Raw genomic sequence first — 17,877 nt, 5'->3', positions numbered from 1 at the left:
CTGTCGTATGCCACATTGGGTAATCGACATATATGTCCTGCTGACAAGCCGCGTGCCAATTCCACGCATGCTTTTCCTGTTCAGCGTCATCACCCTCTCGCTGTTCACGATAACGGCCCATCACCAAGAAACGCTGGCGCAGTTCGGGCTGGTTCTGCCGGTCATGTGCGCGCTCTTCGGCCACGTGGCGGTCATCGCGGTCAAGCTGCCCGAGTCGCTTCATACCTACGAACGCATCGGAATCGCGAATGCCGGGGGCAAACTGGTCCTGATCTGCCTGGCCGCCTATGCCGGGGTGATGGCCCTGCCCTCTCTGGCGGCGGCACAGGCCGCCCTGAGCCTTGGCATCGGCATCTACCTGGCGATGTTCGCCGTGGTCTTCTACATGTTCGGCGATGGCGACAAGATCGGCTGGTTCGCCCGCGACTGGGACGACGGGAAACAGAATGCCGCGAACTGGAATATCACCCGGCTTGTCGCGCTGATCCTGCTGAACGAGATCACCGCAAGATACGGCACACCGTTCGACTGGATCATTGCCATCACACTCGGCCCCATAGCCCTGCATTACCTGATGTACTGGACAATCCTCGCCACACATCCCCACGACAAGGCCACGCCGTCGGACTAAGCGCCGTGGCTGCGATCATAGCCATTGACACGCGGGGCGACCCACCCCTCCAGCGCACCCGCCGCGGGCTGCAACACCTCCACCCGCAACGGATAGCAGGCCGCCAGATCACTGGTATGCTCTGCCGAACAATCCCCACCCGGACAGGCCGACAGGGCTCCCAACAGGTCGATCTCGGCAAAGAAGGTCAGATGGTCTCCAGGCCGCACCGGGCTGGCCTTCATGAAATACTGCCCCGTGTCGCGCGTGAACCCGGTGCACATGAACACGTTGAGCACATCATGCACATGGCGCTCCGCCTCGGTCAGCGACAGGCCGGTGGCCGCCGCCAAGGCCCGCGTCAGGTTCGAATGACAGCAATGATGGTACTGCACCCCCGACAGCAGGTTGCCCGTATAGGGATCGCAGCGCGTGCCGATCACGTCATGCACAGACCCGCCGAACGCGTCGATCCCGTACCAGCCCAAACTGTCCTCGACGATGGTCGCCATCGGACGCAGCGTCGGGAAAGAAGACCAGAGGCGTTCTCCGGTTGTCACATGCGTCCCATGCAGCGCGCGGGTCTTGCCCGAGTAGAACCGCTCGGACAGATCATGCGCGTTCCACAGGTTCAGGTCTCCGACCTGCGGCCCCTCGGTGCTGACGATCCGAAAGAACGCCCCCGCAGGCACCCGAAACGTACAGGCCTCACGCGGTTCCGCGATGGCCACGTCCACCATGTCGGCCCCTGCCAGAGCCTTTGCATAAAGAGCAAGATCGGGCACCGGCAGGCTGTCATTCGGATAGCAGATGACCGGGGCAACCGCGCGGCGGGCCTCGGCATCGTCAGGGGCTTTGGTCATGGCAATCTCCGTTTTCCGCAAACGGGCAGGAGTACCGCGCGAAACGCCGGCGCGGGTCGGACAGTTCGGCCCGACCCGCAGCGCTCACATGTGGATTGCACCATCGCCGCAGGCGAGCGCCGCCTCGCGCACCGCCTCGGAATAGGTCGGGTGCGCATGGCAGGTCAGCGCCAGATCCTCCGCCGACGCGCCGAATTCCATCGCGACACAAATCTCGTGGATGAGATCGCCCGCCATCGGCCCGATGATATGCGCACCCAGGATGCGGTCGGAGTCCTTGTCGGCAAGGATCTTGACGAACCCGTCTGCGGCGAAATTCGCCTTGGCACGCCCATTGCCCATGAAGCTGAACTTGCCGACCTTGTAATTGCGGCCCGCTTCCTTGAGCTGTTCTTCGGTCTGGCCGACATTGGCGACCTCCGGGTGCGTGTAGATCACGCCCGGGATGACGCCGTAATTCACATGGCCATGCTTGCCGGCAATGACCTCGGCGCAGGCCATGCCCTCGTCCTCGGCCTTGTGCGCCAGCATCGGCCCATCGATGCAATCGCCGATGGCGTAGATGCCTTTGACATTGGTCTGCCAATGCGCGTCGGTCTTGATCTGGCCGCGCTGCGACATCTCGATGCCCAGCGCATCGAGGCCCAGACCATCGGTGTAGGGGCGACGCCCGGTCGAGACCAGCACCACATCCGCGTCCATCACGTGTTCGCTGTCATCCTTGCGCAGCTTGTAGGTGACCTTCGCCTTGGTCTTGGTGGCGTCGACCTTTTGCACGGCGGCCCCCATGGTAAAGCCAAGGCCCTGCTTTTGAAGCAGCTTCTGGAACGCTTTCTGCACCTCGCCATCCATGCCGGGTGTGATCGCATCGAGGAATTCGATCACCTGCACCTCGGTGCCCAGGCGGCTGTAGACCGACCCAAGCTCGAGCCCGATCACGCCCGCGCCGATCACGATCATCTTTTTCGGAATCTTCGACAACTCGAGCGCGCCGGTCGATGTCACGACCACCTTCTCGTCGATCTCGACCCCGGGCAGGCTGCTGGCCTCGGAGCCCGAGGCCACGATGATGTTCCTGGCCTCGTGCACGTCGTCGCCGACCTTGACGCGGCCCGCCTCGGGGATCGACCCCCAGCCCTTGATCCAGTCGATCTTGTTCTTCTTGAACAGGAACTCGATGCCCTTGGTGTTCTGGCCGATCACGTCATCCTTGTAGGCCAGCATCTGGTTCCAGTCGACCGAGGGGCTCTTGCCCTTGAGGCCCATCTTGGCAAAATTGTGCTCGGCCTCGTGCAACTGGTGGCTGGCATGCAGAAGCGCTTTCGATGGGATACAACCGACGTTCAGACAGGTCCCGCCCAATGTCTCGCGGCCTTCGACACAGGCGGTCTTGAGGCCAAGCTGCGCGCAGCGGATCGCGGCCACGTAGCCGCCGGGGCCGGAACCGATGACGATGACGTCGTATTGTGCCATTTCGTGTTTTCCTTTGCATTGCCGGGGTCCCTGGGGGCTCTGCCCCCGCGCCTTCGGCGCTCCCCCGGGATATTTTCGAACCAGAGAAGTTACATCAGGGCAGTGAGTAGCAGGTAGAGCGTGGCCAGGAAACCGACCGCCCAGATCAGCGACCGCCAGGGCACCCAGCCGAACACGTAGGCCGGAATGTAGAGGATGCGAGCCAGCAGATAGACCCCGCAGGCCAGAGCCGTCTTGTCGGTGTTCTGGCCGGAATAGGTGATCACCATCACCGCGATGCCAAAGAGGATCAGCCCTTCGAAATGGTTGTCCATGGCGCGTTTGAGGCGTCCTGCGGTGCCGGTGAGTTCGATCGCCTCGTCGCGGGGTTTCAGCGCGGCCTTCGTTCCGGCCTGCTTTTGACCGGCAACGGAATAAAGCGCCAGTTGGATCACCTGGAGCAACGCGGCAAGGGTAAGGGCGGTGAGTTCGGGGGTCATGTCCACTCCGGCAAGGTGCGTGAGATCACGCACCCTACATGTCCGTAGGGTGCGTGCCGGCACGCACCGTCCTTACAAATCCATCAACAACCGACGCGGATCCTCGAGCGCTTCCTTGACGCGGACGAGGAAGGTCACGGCACCTTTGCCGTCGACGATGCGGTGGTCGTAGCTGAGCGCGAGATACATCATCGGGCGGATCTTGATCTCGCCATTGATGACCATCGGGCGGTCCTGGATCTTGTGCATGCCCAGGATGCCCGATTGCGGCGGGTTCAGGATCGGCGAGGACATCAGCGAGCCGTAGACGCCGCCGTTCGAGATGGTGAAGGTGCCGCCCTGCATTTCCGCCATCGACAGCTTGCCATCGCGGGCGCGGCGGCCTTTCTCGGCAATCGCCTTTTCAATCTCGGCAAAGCTCATCTGGTCGGCATCGCGGATGACCGGAACAACCAGACCCTGCGGCGTGCCGGCGGCAACGCCCATGTGGACGAAGTTCTTGTAGACGATGTCGGTGCCGTCGATCTCGGCATTGACCTCTGGCACCTCTTTCAGCGCATGGCAGCAGGCCTTGGTGAAGAAGGACATGAAGCCAAGGCGCACGCCGTGCTTCTTTTCGAACAGGTCCTTGTATTCCGACCGCAGCGCCATCGTTTCGGTCATGTCCACCTCGTTATAGGTGGTCAGGATCGCGGCGGTGTTCTGCGCGTCCTTGAGACGGCGGGCGATGGTCTGGCGCAGGCGGGTCATCTTGACCCGTTCTTCACGCGCGGCGTCATCGGCGCTGACCGGCGCACGCGGCGCAGAGGCAGGTGCGGATGTCTGGGCGGCGGGCGCGCTGGAGGCGGCAGCAACCGCCTTGGCCACGTCTTCCTTCATGACGCGCCCGTCGCGGCCCGACCCCTGGACCTGATCGCGGCTCACACCGGCTTCGGCCATCGCCTTTTTCGCCGAGGGCGCGTCTTCGACATCGCCGCCGCTGGTCGAGGACGGCTGCGCCGCCGGGGCGGGTGCGGTTTCCTGCGCCGTGGCCGAGGCCGCAGCGCCTGCCCCGGCGCCGATCACGCCAAGCTTGCCGCCGGCTTCCACGGTGCTGCCTTCGTCGGCCAGGATTTCGGTCAGCGTACCGGCACTGGGCGCGGGCACCTCGACGGACACCTTGTCGGTTTCCAGCTCGCACAGCATCTCGTCCTGGGCGACCGTGTCTCCGACCTTCTTGAACCAGGTCGACACGGTGGCTTCGGATACCGATTCCCCAAGGGTCGGCACCATCACGTCGATCGTGGAACCGCTGTCATCCGATGCCGGGGCCGGGGCCGGCTTGGCCTCTTCCGACGGGCGTTTTTCCGGCACGGTCGCGCCGGCATCGCCGGCTTCGGCGATATTCGCCAAAAGCGCATCGACGCCGACGGTATCGCCTTCGTTGGCCACGATATCCGCCAGCTTGCCGGACGCGGGCGCCGGTACTTCCACCGTCACCTTGTCGGTTTCCAGCTCGCACAGCATCTCGTCCACGGCCACGCTGTCGCCCGGCTTCTTGAACCATGTGGCAACCGTGGCCTCTGTCACGGACTCGCCCAGGGTGGGCACTCGCACTTCGGTGGTCATTCTTCAGTTCCCTTCGATCGTCAGCGCATCGTTCACGAGCGCGGCTTGCTGTGCTTTGTGTTGGCTGGCCAGACCCGTCGCGGGCGAGGCCGATGTGGCGCGGCCCACGTAGCGCGGGCGCGGGTACTTTGCGTTGATCCGCCCCAGAACCCATTCGAGGTTCGGTTCCATGAACGTCCAACCACCCTGGTTCTTGGGCTCTTCCTGGCACCAGATCATCTCGGCATTCGGGAAACGTTCCAGTTCCTTCACGGCCGAAATCGCCGGGAACGGATAGAACTGTTCGAACCGCAGGATGTAGATGTCGTCGATCCCGCGCGCATCGCGTTCTTCCAGCAGGTCGTAATAGACCTTGCCGGAACACATGACCACGCGCTTGATCTTGTCGTCGCCGACAAGCTGGGTGTCGGAAAGTCCGTATTGCGCATCATCCCACAGCACCCGGTGGAAGCTTGAGCCGGTTGTGAACTCCTCGGCCTTCGACACTGCCAGCTTGTGCCGCAGCAGCGATTTCGGCGTCATCAGGATGAGCGGCTTGCGGAACGACCGGTGCAGCTGGCGACGCAGGATGTGGAAATAGTTGGCCGGTGTGGTGCAATTGGCGACGATCCAGTTGTCCTGACCGCATTGCTGCAGGAACCGTTCAAGCCGGGCGGAGGAATGTTCCGGCCCCTGCCCTTCGAACCCGTGCGGCAACAGGCAGACAAGACCCGACATGCGCAGCCACTTGCTTTCGCCCGAGCTGATGAACTGGTCGAACATGATCTGAGCGCCGTTTGCGAAGTCGCCGAACTGCGCCTCCCAGAGCGTCAGCGCGTTCGGTTCGGCCAGGGAGTAGCCATATTCGAACCCGAGCACCGCGTATTCCGACAAGGCGGAATCGATCACTTCGAACCGGGCCTGCCCGTCGCGGATATGGTTGAGCGGATAATAGCGTTCCTCGGTGTCCTGGTTGATCAGGCCCGAATGACGCTGGCTGAACGTACCGCGGGTGGAATCCTGTCCGGCAAGGCGCACCGGATAGCCTTCAGTCAGAAGCGATCCGAACGCGATGGCCTCGGCGGTCGCCCAGTCGTACCCGGCGCCACTGTCGAACATCTCCTTGCGGCTGTCCAGAAGCCGCCCGATGGTCTTGTGCAGCGGAAAGCCGTCCGGCATCCGGGTGAGCGCCTCGCCCACCTGCTTCAGGGTCTCGGGTTTGATCGCGGTCTGGCCGCGTTGGTAATCGTCCTTGTCCTGACGGTCGAGATGGCTCCAGCGCCCGTCAAGCCAATCGGCCTTGTTGGGCTTGTAGGTCTTGCCGCTCTCGAACTCCTCGTTGAGATGCGACTGGAAGGCCGCCTTCATGTCCTCGATCTCGCCCTCGGGAATCAGCCCATCCTTGACCAGCCGTTCGGTATAGATCGACAGGGTCGTCTTCTGCTGCTTGATCTTCTTGTACATCAACGGGTTGGTGAACATCGGTTCATCCCCCTCGTTGTGACCGAAGCGGCGATAGCAGAACATGTCGATGACCACGTCCTTGCCGAACTTCTGGCGGAACTCGGTCGCAACCTTGGCGGCATGGACCACCGCTTCGGGATCGTCGCCGTTGACGTGAAAGATCGGCGCTTCGACCACCAGCGCGTTGTCCGTCGGGTAGGGCGACGAGCGCGAGAAATGCGGCGCGGTCGTAAAGCCGATCTGGTTGTTCACGACGATATGGATCGTGCCGCCGGTGCGATGACCGCGCAGACCCGACAGGGCGAAACATTCCGCCACGACGCCCTGACCGGCGAAGGCCGCGTCGCCATGCAGCAGGATCGGCATGACCTGGCGGCGTTCGCTGTCGCCCATCTGGTCCTGCTTGGCGCGGACCTTGCCCAGAACCACCGGGTTCACCGCCTCGAGATGCGACGGGTTGGCAGTCAGCGACAGGTGCACGGTGTTGTTGTCGAATTCGCGGTCCGAACTGGCGCCAAGGTGATACTTCACGTCGCCCGATCCATCGACATCCTCGGGCTTGAAGCTGCCGCCCTGGAATTCGTTGAAGATCGCGCGGTACGGCTTCTGCATCACGTTGGCCAGAACCGAAAGACGACCCCGGTGCGGCATCCCGATGACAACCTCTTTCACACCCAGGTTGCCACCGCGCTTGATGATCTGCTCCATCGCGGGGATCAGGCTTTCGCCGCCATCAAGACCGAACCGCTTGGTGCCCATGTACTTGACATGCAGGAACTTCTCGAAGCCCTCGGCCTCGACCATCTTGTTCAGGATCGCCTTGCGGCCTTCGCGGGTGAACGCGACTTCCTTGCCGTAGCCTTCGATCCGTTCCTTGAGCCAGGCCGACTGTTCGGGATCGGAAATGTGCATGTACTGCAGCGCGAAGGTGCCGCAATAGGTGCGCTTCACGATGTCGAGGATCTCGCGCATCGACGCGATCTGAAGGCCCAGGACGTTGTCGATGAAAACCGGGCGATCCATGTCGGCTTCGGTGAACCCATAGGATTTCGGATCAAGCTCGGGATGCGGCGTTTCCTCGCGCATGCCCAGCGGATCCAGATCGGCGGCAAGGTGGCCGCGGATGCGGTAGGCGCGGATGATCATCAGGGCGCGGATGCTGTCGAGCACGGCGCGCTGGATGGCGTCGTCGGTGACCTCGACGCCTTTTTCCTGCGCCTTGGCCTTGATCTTGTCGCCTGCGGCCTTGGCCTCGACGGGGGCCACGGGCCATTGCCCGTCCAGCGCGGCGGTCAGGTCGTCATTTGGCAGGGGCGGCCAGTCGGCGCGCGCCCAGCTCGGGCCGGTGGCCTCTTTCTTGACGCTGATGTCGTCGTCGCCAAGTTGCCGGAAAAACGCCTGCCACGCCTCGTCGACCGCGTTGGGGTCATTGGCATAGCGTGCGTACATCTGTTCGAGATACGCGGCGTTGTGCCCCTGCATGAAGCTCGAGGCGTGAAAAAGGTCGTTGGGGCTCTGGTCGGTCATGACGTCACCTCATTGGGGTTGGGACCGTATCTGTTGGGGCCGGGTTGGGACGGGGCGGTGAGCCAGATGAGCATCACGCAAACAACCGCCAGCATGACCACACTGGCGGACATGAAATAGATGGAATCGTCAAGCAGGTCGTCGCGGACCGCCATCGCGGAGGCGGCCGATGCGATCCAGATCAGAAGCCAGGCGGGCGTGACCAGAAGGGGCAGCACCAGCCACCAGGCAGAACGCCCGGCATCGTGCAACCGGCGCGCCGCTGCCGCGAAACCGGGCATGCCGGACAGCAGCAGGAACGCGCCCGCGACGAGGGGTGCGATCACGAAGCTCAGAATCTGGCCCACGAAAAGAAAGCCCGCAAAAACCCAATACTCCGGCCGCGAGGTGCGACCGGAGAACCGGGCATAGTTGCGATAGCCCGCCTTGATGTGGGCAACCGCGTCCATTACTTGCCGATCGCTTCAAGCACCGCTTCGCCAAGCTGTGCCGGGCTTTCGGCGACGACGATGCCCGCGGACTTCATCGCTTCGATCTTGTCGTCGGCACCGCCCTTGCCACCGGCGACGATGGCACCGGCATGGCCCATGCGACGGCCCGGAGGCGCTGTGCGGCCCGCGATGAAACCGGCGGTGGGCTTCCAGCGACCGCGCTTCTTTTCATCTGCCAGGAACTGCGCCGCTTCTTCCTCGGCCGATCCACCGATCTCGCCGATCATGATGATGCTCTCGGTCTCGTCATCGGCAAGGAACCATTCCAGCACGTCGATATGCTCGGTGCCCTTGATCGGGTCACCACCGATGCCGACGCAGGTGGACTGGCCGAGGCCCACATCCGTGGTCTGCTTGACCGCCTCGTAGGTGAGCGTGCCCGAACGGGACACGACGCCGACGGTGCCACGCTTGTGGATGTGCCCGGGCATGATGCCGATCTTGCAGGCGTCCGGCGTGATGACACCGGGACAGTTCGGACCAATCAGGATCGAATTCGAGGTCTCGAGCGCGCGCTTGACCTTCATCATGTCCATCACCGGGATGCCTTCGGTGATGCAGCAGATCACGTCCATCTCCGCATCGATCGCCTCGAGGATCGAATCCGCGGCAAAGGGCGGCGGCACATAGATCACCGAGGCGTTGGCGCCGGTCACATGCTTGGCCTCGTGGACCGAGTTGAAGACCGGCAGGTCGAGATGCGTCATCCCGCCCTTGCCCGGCGTCACGCCGCCGACCATCTTGGTGCCATAGGCGATGGCCTGTTCGGTGTGAAACGTTCCCTGCGAGCCGGTGAGGCCCTGGCAGATGACTTTGGTGTTTTCGTCGATAAGTACGGCCATCTGCTTAGCCCTTCACTGCTTTTACGATTTTCTGGGCGCCGTCCTTGAGGTCGTCGGCGGCGATCACGTCGAGGCCGGAGTTCTGGATGATCTCCTTGCCCTTCTCGACATTTGTGCCTTCCAGACGCACCACCAGCGGCACCTTGAGTCCGACCTCCTTGACCGCGGCGATCACGCCTTCCGCGATCACGTCGCAGCGCATGATGCCGCCGAAGATGTTGACCAGAATGCCTTTGACCTGCGGGTCCGAGGTGATGATCTTGAACGCCTCGGTGACCTTTTCCTTGGTCGCACCGCCGCCCACGTCGAGGAAGTTGGCAGGCTCGGCGCCATAGAGCTTGATGATGTCCATCGTCGCCATGGCAAGGCCCGCACCGTTCACCATGCAGCCGATCTCACCGTCCAGGGCGATGTAGTTGAGGTCGTACTTGGACGCCTCGAGCTCCTTGGAATCTTCCTCGGTGGTGTCGCGCAGCTCGGCGATATCCGCATGGCGATACATGGCGTTGCCGTCAAAGCTCATCTTGGCGTCGAGGCATTTCAGATCGCCTGCGTCGGTGACGATCAGCGGGTTGATCTCGAGCATCTCCATGTCGTTCTCGACGAACATCTTGTAAAGTGTGCCCATCAGCGCAACGCATTGCTTCACCTGCTTGCCTTCGAGGCCGAGGTTGAAGGCGATGCGACGACCGTGAAACGGCTGGTAGCCGGTGGCCGGATCGACAGAGAAGCTCAGGATCTTGTCGGGCGTGTTCTCGGCGACTTCCTCGATGTCCATGCCGCCTTCGGTGGAGGCCACGAAAGACACGCGGGATGTCTGACGGTCCACGAGAAGGGCAAGGTACATCTCGGTCTCGATGCCCGATCCGTCCTCGATATAGATGCGGTTGACCTGCTTGCCCGCCTCGCCTGTCTGCTTGGTCACCAGAGTGCGGCCCAGCATCTTCTTGGCTTCTTCAGCCGCTTCCTCGACCGACTTGGCAAGGCGGACACCGCCGGCCTCACCGGCCGACTCTTCCTTGAACTTGCCCTTGCCGCGACCACCCGCGTGGATCTGCGCCTTGACCACCCAGAGCGGGCCGTCCATTTCGCCTGCCTTGGTCTTGGCCTCTTCAGCCTTGAGAACCACGCGGCCGTCCGACACCGGGGCGCCGTAGCTGCGTAGCAGAGCTTTCGCCTGATACTCGTGGATGTTCATCGGTCAACTGTCCCGTCTATTGCTGCGATTTTGGCCGATATAAGAGGCAGGTGTACGAATACTTAATGGTTTTTTTGCCGCACCGGGCCTTTCGGGCGGAAAAAGCGACATTTGTGATCACACTCAAAAATCGTGTGATCACAAACTATCGCACTTGAGAGGGAATCATCGCTTCGGGCTGCGCTGCACCGGCTTTGCAACGAAGACCGTTCCTTGGGTGATGCCGCTTTTTAACGCACCATGCAGCAGGGCGATGGATGCGACCATCCTCGGTCACCCCAGCGTTTTGGGAACGAATCCTGCGTCGGTGCGTTTGCAGTTCAAGCTGAAACCTTATCAAATTTTCGAGAACACGGAGTGTGACTATGGCGTCTGATGACACCTCATCCGACAAGAAGATTTTAGGCCTTGGCCTTGTGGCCGCAATCGGGATTCTGCTCGCTGTCTATTTCGGCGTCTCGCAATCCCGCATGGAACAATCCCTGAACCGCGAGATCACCGAGGCCCAGGCCCTTCTGACAGAGCAGAGCGAACTGTCCGGAACCGCCGAAGAGCTTCGCACCGAGATCGGCGGGCTGGAGCCGGAAGTGGAGGAACTCACCGGGCAGCGCGACGAACTCCAGAGCCAGGTCGATACGCTTGAAACCGAAGTCTCGGACGCGCAATCGCGCCGCGATACGCTCCAGACCGAGGTCTCGGATGCCGAAACGCGGTTGTCGAACCTGCGCGACGAGGCCGCGCCCCTTCAGGAGACGATCGAAACCTTCGAGACCCGCGCAGCCGAGCTTGAAGAGCAGATCTCCACGCGCACGGCAGAGCTTCAGGAGGTGTCGACCCGTCTGGACGAGGCCCGCCAGAACGAAGCGCAATTGCGCGAGACCCTTTCCGAACTGAACGAGGAAAGCGCCACAGTCGCCGACCGCCTCGCCCAGTCACAGGACGAGATGCAGTCGCTGACCGACCGTCAAACCGAAGTCGAACAGTCACTCACGGACATGGAAAGCCGGGCTGCCGAACTGGAAAGCCAGCGCGAAGAAATGCAGTCCAACGTCGAACGTCTGTCGACCCAGAGCCAGTCGCTCCGCGAGGACGTGCAGAACGCACGCGAACAGCGCGAGGAAATCCAGTCGATCCTCACCAATCTGACCCAGCAGGTCGAAACCCGCAGCGCCCGCCTGCGCGAGATCGAACAGGGCATCCTGGCCGAAGTCAGTTCCGATTCCGAAAGCGGCGACGCAGGCTCGGGTGAGGCTGAGTCCGCAGCGTCCGGCAGCGAAGCCACTGGCAGCGAAGGCCAGCAGCAAGACCAGACACAGGACGGCGGCAGCAATGCGGAAACGCAAGGTGCGCAAGGCAGCCAGACGACAGGAACCGCCGCTGGAACATCCGGGCAGGAGACCTCCGGCCAAGGCGATGCCGGTTCGCAAGCCGCGCCCACGAACCAGTCCGGAACGGATCAGGGCTCCGGCCCTGCAGAAGACTCGGGCCAGACGCAGGACAACCAGTCGTCAGATGACGCCGGGGCATCGACCCCGTCACAGACTGACGGTCAGACCGGCGCCAGCGGATCGACCCGGCAAGACGGCTCGACCAGCGCCCAATCGGGAACCACGTCTCAGACCGGCTCTGCCGCGACGGAGAATGGCACGCAGACCGGCCAGTCCGGGTCCGATAGCGCAGACCAGAGCGACCCATCCGCGACCGGTGAAACCGGATCCGAAGGGGACACGACCCAGTCGGATGGCAGCGGCACGGAGACTGGCGCGGAGAATGGCGGAACCGACAATAATGCCACCACGGGCGCTGACACGAATGACGGCGCGGCCAGTTCCGACCAGAATGGTGCAGCTTCGGGTGGCTCCGACCAGAGTGGCGCAGCCTCGGACGGCTCCGACCAGAGTGGCGAAGCCTCGGATGGCTCCGACCAGAATGGCGCAGCCTCGGACGGCTCCGACCAGAGTGGTGCAGCCTCGGATGGCTCCGACCAGAGTGGTGCAGCCTCGGATGGCTCCGACCAGAGTGGTGCAGCCTCGGATGGCTCAAACCAGAATGGCGAAGCCTCGGATGGCTCTCAATCGCAGAGCGGGTCAGGCACGCAGCAAGGCGATGAAAACGACACCGACAGCGACTCCGAACAGGACACAGACACGTCCGAAGACGAGTTGCTGAACGAAGACGAAACCTGATTCCGCCCCACTCACGAAAAAAGCGCCCCAAGGATCATCTTGGGGCGCTTTTTGCGTTTCGTCACGACACGCGCGGTTATGCGAGGCTTTCGTCGATGCCCTTGCACGCGTCGACAAGGCCCTTCACGGCGTTCACCGAATTGTCGAACATCACCTGCTCGTCTTTCGACAGCTTGATGTCCACGACCTTCTCGATGCCACCGGCGCCGATGATCGTGGGCACGCCGACATAGAAACCATCAAGGCCGAATTCACCGTCGCAATAGGCCGCGCAGGGCAGCAGGCGCCGCTGATCCTTGAGGTAGGACTCGGCCATTTCGATGGCCGATGTCGCGGGCGCGTAGAAGGCAGACCCTGTCTTGAGCAGGCCGACGATTTCGGCGCCGCCGTCACGGGTGCGCTGCACGATCGCGTCGAGCTTGTCCTGCGTGGTCCAGCCCATCTTGACCAGGTCCGGCAGCGGGATACCGGCAACCGTGGAATAGCGCGTCAGCGGCACCATCGTGTCGCCATGGCCGCCAAGTACGAAGGCAGTGACGTCCTTCATCGAGACGTCGAATTCGAGCGACAGGAAGTGGCGGAAGCGGGCGCTGTCCAGAACACCGGCCATCCCGCAGACCTTGTTGGTCGGCAGGCCCGAGAATTTCTGAAGCGCCCAGACCATCGCATCCAGCGGGTTGGTGATGCAGATCACGAACGCGTCCGGTGCGTTGGCGGCGATGCCTTCGCCCACCGATTTCATGACCTTGAGGTTGATGCCCAGCAGGTCGTCGCGGCTCATGCCCGGCTTGCGCGGCACACCGGCGGTGACGATGCAGACATCCGCACCGGCGATGTCGGCGTAATCCTGCGTGCCCTTCAGCTTGGCGTCGAACCCTTCGGACGGGCCGGATTCGGCAATGTCGAGAGCCTTGCCCTCGGGGGTGCCTTCGGCGATGTCGAAAAGCACGACATCGCCCAGTTCTTTGAGTGCCACGAGGTGGGCAAGGGTGCCACCGATCTGTCCCGCGCCGATCAGGGCAATCTTGGGTCTGGCCATGGAATTTGTCTCCGGTCCGTTTTGAATTTGCGCTGTGCTAGTCCGACTGAGGTGGTTTCGCAAGTGCGGCGAGGACGCACGTCGCGGCTGGCGGAATGGGGCGGGGCCGGATATGTCAATGATATCCCGTAGGAAAGTGGGTCTGGAATGGACGTTCTGAGCTGGACAGTTTTTGCGATTGGCGTGCCTGCGGTGCTGTTTGCGGGGGTGTCCAAGGGCGGGTTCGGGTCGGGCGCGGCCTTTGCCAGCGCGTCGATTCTGGCACTGGTGGTCGAACCTGCGATTGCGTTGGGGATCATGTTGCCGCTCTTGATGCTGATCGACGTGGCCAGCCTGCCGGCCTATTGGAAAAAGTGGAGCTGGCCGGAAACCCGTCTTCTGCTTTTGGGCGGCGTGCCGGGCACGTTTATGGGCGCGCTGTTCTTCGGCTGGGCGAATGACGACGTGATCCGCCTGCTGATCGGTGGGATCTCTGTCGCCTTCGTGGTCTGGCAACTGGTTCAGGCCGCCGGTTGGGTCCAGATCGGAGAGCGTCCGATGTCCCCCACCGCGGGCGTGTCGGCGGGCGTCGCGCTGGGGTTCACCAGTTTCGTCAGCCACGCGGGCGGGCCGGTGGCGGCGGTGTATCTGCTGGGTCGGAAGCTGAGCAAGACCGCGTTTCAGGCGACGACCGTGATCGTGTTCTGGGCGATGAACGTGCTCAAGGCCGGGATTTATGCCGCGATGGGGTTTTTCACGCTCGAGACCCTCAGCCTCAACCTCGCGCTGGCGCCCTTTGCGGTTCTGGGGACCTATCTGGGCGTTCGGGCGCATCATATCGTGCCCGAACGGGTGTTCTTCGGCCTGACCTACGTGTTGCTCATGGTCACGGGATCAAAGCTGATCTGGGATGCGCTGACCTAGGCGTCCTCGGCCGGGATCGGCAGGGTTTCGGCCAGCAGCTCGAACGCCTGGCCGCTGGCGACGAGGCAGGTCAGGCCGCCCGCATTGGTGATTGTGATCGTCCATGTGCCCGAGTCGGTGGAGGCGAAGACCTCGACCATGGTGTTGTTCTGCGCAAGGCCGATGGATTGTCGGGTTTCGCCATAGGCGCTGGCCAACCGTTCGATCACCAGATCGCGCGCCGCACAGTTCTGTTGCGCCTGTGTCAGTGTCGAGGACGCGATCAATGCGCCTGTTGCGAGAACCGTCATGGTCCAGAAATTCTGTTTCATCGGCTTGCCCCTGTTCAGCTGTGATGGGCAGAGCGTCGGGCGCAGCGGTTGTGATCTGGTTAACGCGGCGTTCGGAATGCGGGTGCAGCAGATTTTTCTGCACTGCGGCAGATCGGGCCTTGCAGTTTTTGCAAAAGAATGTAGCTCTCTGACGCAACAATATTACGCACGACACCTCAGGAGACCGCCATGGACATGCGCAGCCGCCCCTATCGCTCGGTTCTTTACATCCCCGGTTCAAAGGACCGGGCGCTGGAAAAGGCGCGCGGCTTGCCTGTTGATGCGATCATCTTCGATCTGGAAGACGCGGTCGCGGTGGAGGAAAAGCCCGCCGCGCGGGAAACCCTCAAGGCCGCTCTGGCTGCCGGAGGCTATGGTCCGCGGGTGCGGATCGTGCGGATCAACGGGCTGGACACCGACTGGGGCCGGGCCGATGCAGAGGCGGTGGCGCAGATGGATTGCGACGCGGTGCTGTTGCCCAAGGTCGAATCTGCCGCCCAGCTTGATGCGCTGGCCGAGATCACACGCGACCTGCCGATCTGGGCGATGATGGAAACCCCGCGCGGGATGCTGAACGCGGCCGAGATCGCGGCGCATCCCAAGATGGCGGGCATGGTGATGGGCACCAATGATCTGGCCAAGGAATTGCAGACCCGGTTCCGTGCGGACCGCCTGCCGCTGCTCACGTCGCTGTCGATCTGCCTGCTGGCGGCCAAGGCGGAAGGGCTGGTGATCGTGGACGGCGTCTACAACGCGTTCAAGGATGACGAGGGGCTGAGGGCCGAATGCACGCAGGGCCGCGACATGGGCTTTGACGGCAAGACGCTGATCCATCCGGCGCAGGTGGATATCGCCAATACCGCATTTGCGCCCGCCCCAGAGGAGATTGACCTCGCCCGCCGCCAGATCGCTGCCTTTGAAGAGGCCGAAGCGGGCGGACAGGGCGTTGCCGTGGTCGATGGAAAGATCGTCGAAAACCTTCACGTTGCCACGGCCCGTGAAATACTGGCAAAAGCAGAGGCAATCGAAACCATCCAAGCGGGGTAAGCCAGATGGCTCTTCTAATCGTCGGACTGCTGATCTGGGTCGGGGCCCATATCTTCAAACGTGTCGCGCCAGAGCAGCGCGCCGCGATGGGCGACACCGGCAAGCTGATTGTCACCGTAGCGCTGGTGATCAGCCTTGGCCTGATGATCTGGGGCTATCGCGGGGCCGAATTCATTCCCGTCTGGTATCCGCCCAGCTTCATGGTGCATATCAACAACCTGCTGATGCTGATCGCGCTTTTCGTCTTTGGCATGAGTGCCACGACCGGTCGTCTGCGCGGCAAGATGCGGCATCCGCAACTGACCGCGGTCAAGATCTGGGCGGTGGCACATTTGTTGGTCAACGGCGATCTGGCGTCGATCATCCTGTTCGGCGGGTTGCTGGCCTGGGCGGTGCTGGAGGTGATCATCATCAACCGCGCCGAGCCTGTGTGGGACCGTCCGCAGCCGGGTGAGGCGAAGAAGGATGTTCTTCTCGTGGTGATCACATTGGTCTCCTTCGTCGTGATCTCCGCCATCCACGCGTGGCTCGGCGTCTGGCCGTTTCCGGGATAAGCCATGAAAATCTATCGCTTTCTGACCGAAGACGACACATCCGCCTTTTGCCACAAGGTATCGCTCGCCCTGAGCAAGGGGTGGGAGCTTCACGGTGATCCGACCTATGCCTTCGATCAGGCCAACGGCGTGATGCGCTGCGGTCAGGCCGTCACGAAGGAAATCGACACCCCCTACAGCCCGGAGATGAAACTTGGCGAACAGTGACACACTCGAACGAACCACGACCGGAACCAAGGGTGCGGCGATGACCAAAACCAGTGCTGGCAGATTTTTCGAAGACTATGCGATCGGGCAGGTGATCCGCCACGCGGTGCCGCGCACGGTCAAGATGGGAGAGCGCGCGCTCTATCATGCGCTCTACCCGGCACGGCACGCGTTGTATTCGTCGGATCAGTTCGCGCAGGACTGCGGCCTGCCGTTCAGCCCCCTGGATGACATGATCGCGTTTCACGTGATCTTCGGCAAGACGGTTCCGGACGTGTCTCTGAACGCGGTCGCCAACCTGGGCTATGCCGAGGGGCGCTGGGTGACGCCGGTCTGGCCGGGCGACACGTTGCGGTCGGAATCCGAGGTGATCGGACTCAAGCAGAACTCCAACGGCAAGACAGGTGTCGTCTGGGTGCGGACGCGCGGGCTGAACCAACATGACGAGCTGGTGATGGAATATGTCCGCTGGGTGATGGTGCGCAAACGCGATGCCGATGCGGCCGCGCCCGAGACCGTCGTGCCCGACCTCAAGCCGGTGCTGTCGGTCGAGGATCTGGCAATCCCGCGGGGCCTCGATTTCACCGGGTACGATTTCGAACTGGCGGGCGAACCGCATCGTTGGGGCGATTACGAGATCGGCGAAAAGATCGACCACGTGGACGGCGTGACCATCGAGGAAGCCGAGCACATGATGGCGACGCGCCTCTGGCAGAACACCGCCAAGGTGCATTTCGACGCCACCTTCCGCCCCGACGGCCAGCGGCTGATCTATGGCGGGCATGTCATCAGCATGGCGCGGGCGCTGTCCTTCAACGGGCTGGCCAATGCGCAGATGATCGTCGGGCTGAACGCGGGCGCCCATGCCAACCCCTGTTTCAGCGGCACCACCCTGCGCGCCTGGTCCGAGGTGCTGGACAAGGCCGAAACCTCCGCCCCCGGTGTCGGCGCGGTGCGCTTGCGGCTGGTGGCGACCTCGGCGGGCGGGTCGTTCGACCTCAAGGACGAGACCGGAAAGTACCTGCCGCATGTGCTTCTGGATCTGGATTACTGGGCCCTCATGCCACTGTAATCCCGCCCTCGCTTTTTTCGGGTT

The 17,877-nt window shown here is 62.7% G+C and carries 17 protein-coding genes; 7 read left to right on the top strand and 10 right to left on the bottom strand.

Annotated elements, in window-relative coordinates; all coding sequences use genetic code 11:
- The first annotated feature begins 52 nt into the window (after positions 1 to 52).
- A complete protein-coding gene (locus LCF60_RS01985) occupies positions 53 to 631 on the top strand; it encodes a hypothetical protein (RefSeq protein WP_292289332.1) in 579 nt (192 codons plus the stop codon).
- On the opposite strand, the gene LCF60_RS01980 is transcribed toward LCF60_RS01985, so the two are convergent.
- From LCF60_RS01980 to sucC, 8 genes are all read right to left on the bottom strand, one after another.
- Positions 628 to 1,473 (bottom strand): DUF1989 domain-containing protein, encoded by an 846-nt coding sequence (locus LCF60_RS01980; protein ID WP_292289331.1) that lies wholly within the window; start codon positions 1,471 to 1,473, stop codon positions 628 to 630. The genes LCF60_RS01985 and LCF60_RS01980 overlap by 4 nt on opposite strands.
- A gap of 84 nt (positions 1,474 to 1,557) precedes the next feature.
- On the bottom strand, positions 1,558 to 2,946 hold the full coding sequence (gene lpdA, locus LCF60_RS01975) for a dihydrolipoyl dehydrogenase (protein WP_292289330.1): 1,389 nt from the start codon (positions 2,944 to 2,946) through the stop codon (positions 1,558 to 1,560).
- A gap of 89 nt (positions 2,947 to 3,035) precedes the next feature.
- The gene (locus tag LCF60_RS01970; protein WP_292289389.1) at positions 3,036 to 3,425 is read right to left on the bottom strand and encodes an MAPEG family protein; all 390 of its coding nucleotides are present in this window, start codon (positions 3,423 to 3,425) and stop codon (positions 3,036 to 3,038) included.
- 72 nt (positions 3,426 to 3,497) lie between these two features.
- Positions 3,498 to 5,033, bottom strand: coding sequence for a 2-oxoglutarate dehydrogenase complex dihydrolipoyllysine-residue succinyltransferase (odhB, locus tag LCF60_RS01965; RefSeq protein WP_292289329.1), 1,536 nt, complete (start codon positions 5,031 to 5,033; stop codon positions 3,498 to 3,500).
- 3 nt (positions 5,034 to 5,036) lie between these two features.
- Positions 5,037 to 8,003, bottom strand: a complete 2,967-nt coding sequence (locus LCF60_RS01960; RefSeq protein WP_292289328.1) for a 2-oxoglutarate dehydrogenase E1 component — start codon at positions 8,001 to 8,003, stop codon at positions 5,037 to 5,039.
- On the bottom strand, positions 8,000 to 8,452 hold the full coding sequence (locus LCF60_RS01955) for a DUF805 domain-containing protein (RefSeq protein WP_292289327.1): 453 nt from the start codon (positions 8,450 to 8,452) through the stop codon (positions 8,000 to 8,002). The genes LCF60_RS01960 and LCF60_RS01955 overlap by 4 nt, the downstream gene beginning before the upstream one ends.
- Entirely contained in the window at positions 8,452 to 9,336 is an 885-nt protein-coding gene (gene sucD, locus LCF60_RS01950) for a succinate--CoA ligase subunit alpha (protein WP_292289326.1), read from the bottom strand. The genes LCF60_RS01955 and sucD overlap by 1 nt, the downstream gene beginning before the upstream one ends.
- A gap of 4 nt (positions 9,337 to 9,340) precedes the next feature.
- Positions 9,341 to 10,534, bottom strand: coding sequence for an ADP-forming succinate--CoA ligase subunit beta (gene sucC, locus LCF60_RS01945; protein ID WP_292289325.1), 1,194 nt, complete (start codon positions 10,532 to 10,534; stop codon positions 9,341 to 9,343).
- A gap of 365 nt (positions 10,535 to 10,899) precedes the next feature.
- Here sucC and LCF60_RS01940 point away from each other — a divergent pair, with 365 nt between their 5' ends.
- Positions 10,900 to 12,720 (top strand): hypothetical protein, encoded by a 1,821-nt coding sequence (locus tag LCF60_RS01940; protein WP_292289324.1) that lies wholly within the window; start codon positions 10,900 to 10,902, stop codon positions 12,718 to 12,720.
- 76 nt (positions 12,721 to 12,796) lie between these two features.
- Here LCF60_RS01940 and mdh read toward each other — a convergent pair whose 3' ends face one another.
- Positions 12,797 to 13,759, bottom strand: coding sequence for a malate dehydrogenase (gene mdh / locus LCF60_RS01935; RefSeq protein WP_292289323.1), 963 nt, complete (start codon positions 13,757 to 13,759; stop codon positions 12,797 to 12,799).
- A 147-nt stretch (positions 13,760 to 13,906) separates the two neighbouring features.
- Here mdh and LCF60_RS01930 point away from each other — a divergent pair, with 147 nt between their 5' ends.
- Positions 13,907 to 14,662, top strand: a complete 756-nt coding sequence (locus tag LCF60_RS01930) for a sulfite exporter TauE/SafE family protein (RefSeq protein ID WP_292289322.1) — start codon at positions 13,907 to 13,909, stop codon at positions 14,660 to 14,662.
- On the opposite strand, the gene LCF60_RS01925 is transcribed toward LCF60_RS01930, so the two are convergent.
- Complete coding sequence (locus tag LCF60_RS01925) at positions 14,659 to 14,973, bottom strand: hypothetical protein (protein WP_292289321.1); 315 nt, start codon at positions 14,971 to 14,973, stop codon at positions 14,659 to 14,661. The genes LCF60_RS01930 and LCF60_RS01925 overlap by 4 nt on opposite strands.
- A 189-nt stretch (positions 14,974 to 15,162) precedes the next feature.
- Here LCF60_RS01925 and LCF60_RS01920 point away from each other — a divergent pair, with 189 nt between their 5' ends.
- Genes LCF60_RS01920 through LCF60_RS01905 form a run of 4 tightly spaced genes read left to right on the top strand, consistent with a single transcriptional unit; the run spans position 15,163 to position 17,853 of the window.
- The gene (locus tag LCF60_RS01920) at positions 15,163 to 16,020 is read left to right on the top strand and encodes a CoA ester lyase (RefSeq protein ID WP_292289320.1); all 858 of its coding nucleotides are present in this window, start codon (positions 15,163 to 15,165) and stop codon (positions 16,018 to 16,020) included.
- A gap of 5 nt (positions 16,021 to 16,025) precedes the next feature.
- A complete protein-coding gene (locus LCF60_RS01915; protein ID WP_292289319.1) occupies positions 16,026 to 16,574 on the top strand; it encodes an NnrU family protein in 549 nt (182 codons plus the stop codon).
- A gap of 3 nt (positions 16,575 to 16,577) precedes the next feature.
- Positions 16,578 to 16,781 (top strand): DUF1737 domain-containing protein, encoded by a 204-nt coding sequence (locus tag LCF60_RS01910; RefSeq protein ID WP_292289318.1) that lies wholly within the window; start codon positions 16,578 to 16,580, stop codon positions 16,779 to 16,781.
- A gap of 40 nt (positions 16,782 to 16,821) precedes the next feature.
- Positions 16,822 to 17,853 carry a MaoC family dehydratase gene (locus tag LCF60_RS01905; protein WP_292289388.1) on the top strand — a complete coding sequence of 344 codons (1,032 nt, stop codon included), beginning with the start codon at positions 16,822 to 16,824 and terminating at the stop codon, positions 17,851 to 17,853.
- Positions 17,854 to 17,877: the final 24 nt, after the last annotated feature.

Source organism: Marivita sp. (assembly GCF_020055635.1).
In the GTDB taxonomy this organism is placed as follows: Bacteria; Pseudomonadota; Alphaproteobacteria; order Rhodobacterales; family Rhodobacteraceae; genus Marivita.
Note: the sequence above shows the minus strand (reverse complement) of the source record. Positions and strands in the feature narration are given on the sequence as shown.

Bases quoted from the DNA above. Each gene is read 5' to 3' on its own strand.
- LCF60_RS01980 (WP_292289331.1), bottom strand. From the start codon at position 1,473: ATGACCAAAGCCCCTGACGATGCCGAGGCCCGCCGCGCGGTTGCCCCG.
- lpdA (WP_292289330.1), bottom strand. From the start codon at position 2,946: ATGGCACAATACGACGTCATCGTCATCGGTTCCGGCCCCGGCGGCTAC.
- LCF60_RS01970 (WP_292289389.1), bottom strand. From the start codon at position 3,425: ATGACCCCCGAACTCACCGCCCTTACCCTTGCCGCGTTGCTCCAGGTG.
- odhB (WP_292289329.1), bottom strand. From the start codon at position 5,033: ATGACCACCGAAGTGCGAGTGCCCACCCTGGGCGAGTCCGTGACAGAG.
- LCF60_RS01960 (WP_292289328.1), bottom strand. From the start codon at position 8,003: ATGACCGACCAGAGCCCCAACGACCTTTTTCACGCCTCGAGCTTCATG.
- LCF60_RS01955 (WP_292289327.1), bottom strand. From the start codon at position 8,452: ATGGACGCGGTTGCCCACATCAAGGCGGGCTATCGCAACTATGCCCGG.
- sucD (WP_292289326.1), bottom strand. From the start codon at position 9,336: ATGGCCGTACTTATCGACGAAAACACCAAAGTCATCTGCCAGGGCCTC.
- sucC (WP_292289325.1), bottom strand. From the start codon at position 10,534: ATGAACATCCACGAGTATCAGGCGAAAGCTCTGCTACGCAGCTACGGC.
- LCF60_RS01940 (WP_292289324.1), top strand. From the start codon at position 10,900: ATGGCGTCTGATGACACCTCATCCGACAAGAAGATTTTAGGCCTTGGC.
- mdh (WP_292289323.1), bottom strand. From the start codon at position 13,759: ATGGCCAGACCCAAGATTGCCCTGATCGGCGCGGGACAGATCGGTGGC.
- LCF60_RS01930 (WP_292289322.1), top strand. From the start codon at position 13,907: ATGGACGTTCTGAGCTGGACAGTTTTTGCGATTGGCGTGCCTGCGGTG.
- LCF60_RS01925 (WP_292289321.1), bottom strand. From the start codon at position 14,973: ATGAAACAGAATTTCTGGACCATGACGGTTCTCGCAACAGGCGCATTG.
- LCF60_RS01920 (WP_292289320.1), top strand. From the start codon at position 15,163: ATGGACATGCGCAGCCGCCCCTATCGCTCGGTTCTTTACATCCCCGGT.
- LCF60_RS01915 (WP_292289319.1), top strand. From the start codon at position 16,026: ATGGCTCTTCTAATCGTCGGACTGCTGATCTGGGTCGGGGCCCATATC.
- LCF60_RS01910 (WP_292289318.1), top strand. From the start codon at position 16,578: ATGAAAATCTATCGCTTTCTGACCGAAGACGACACATCCGCCTTTTGC.
- LCF60_RS01905 (WP_292289388.1), top strand. From the start codon at position 16,822: ATGACCAAAACCAGTGCTGGCAGATTTTTCGAAGACTATGCGATCGGG.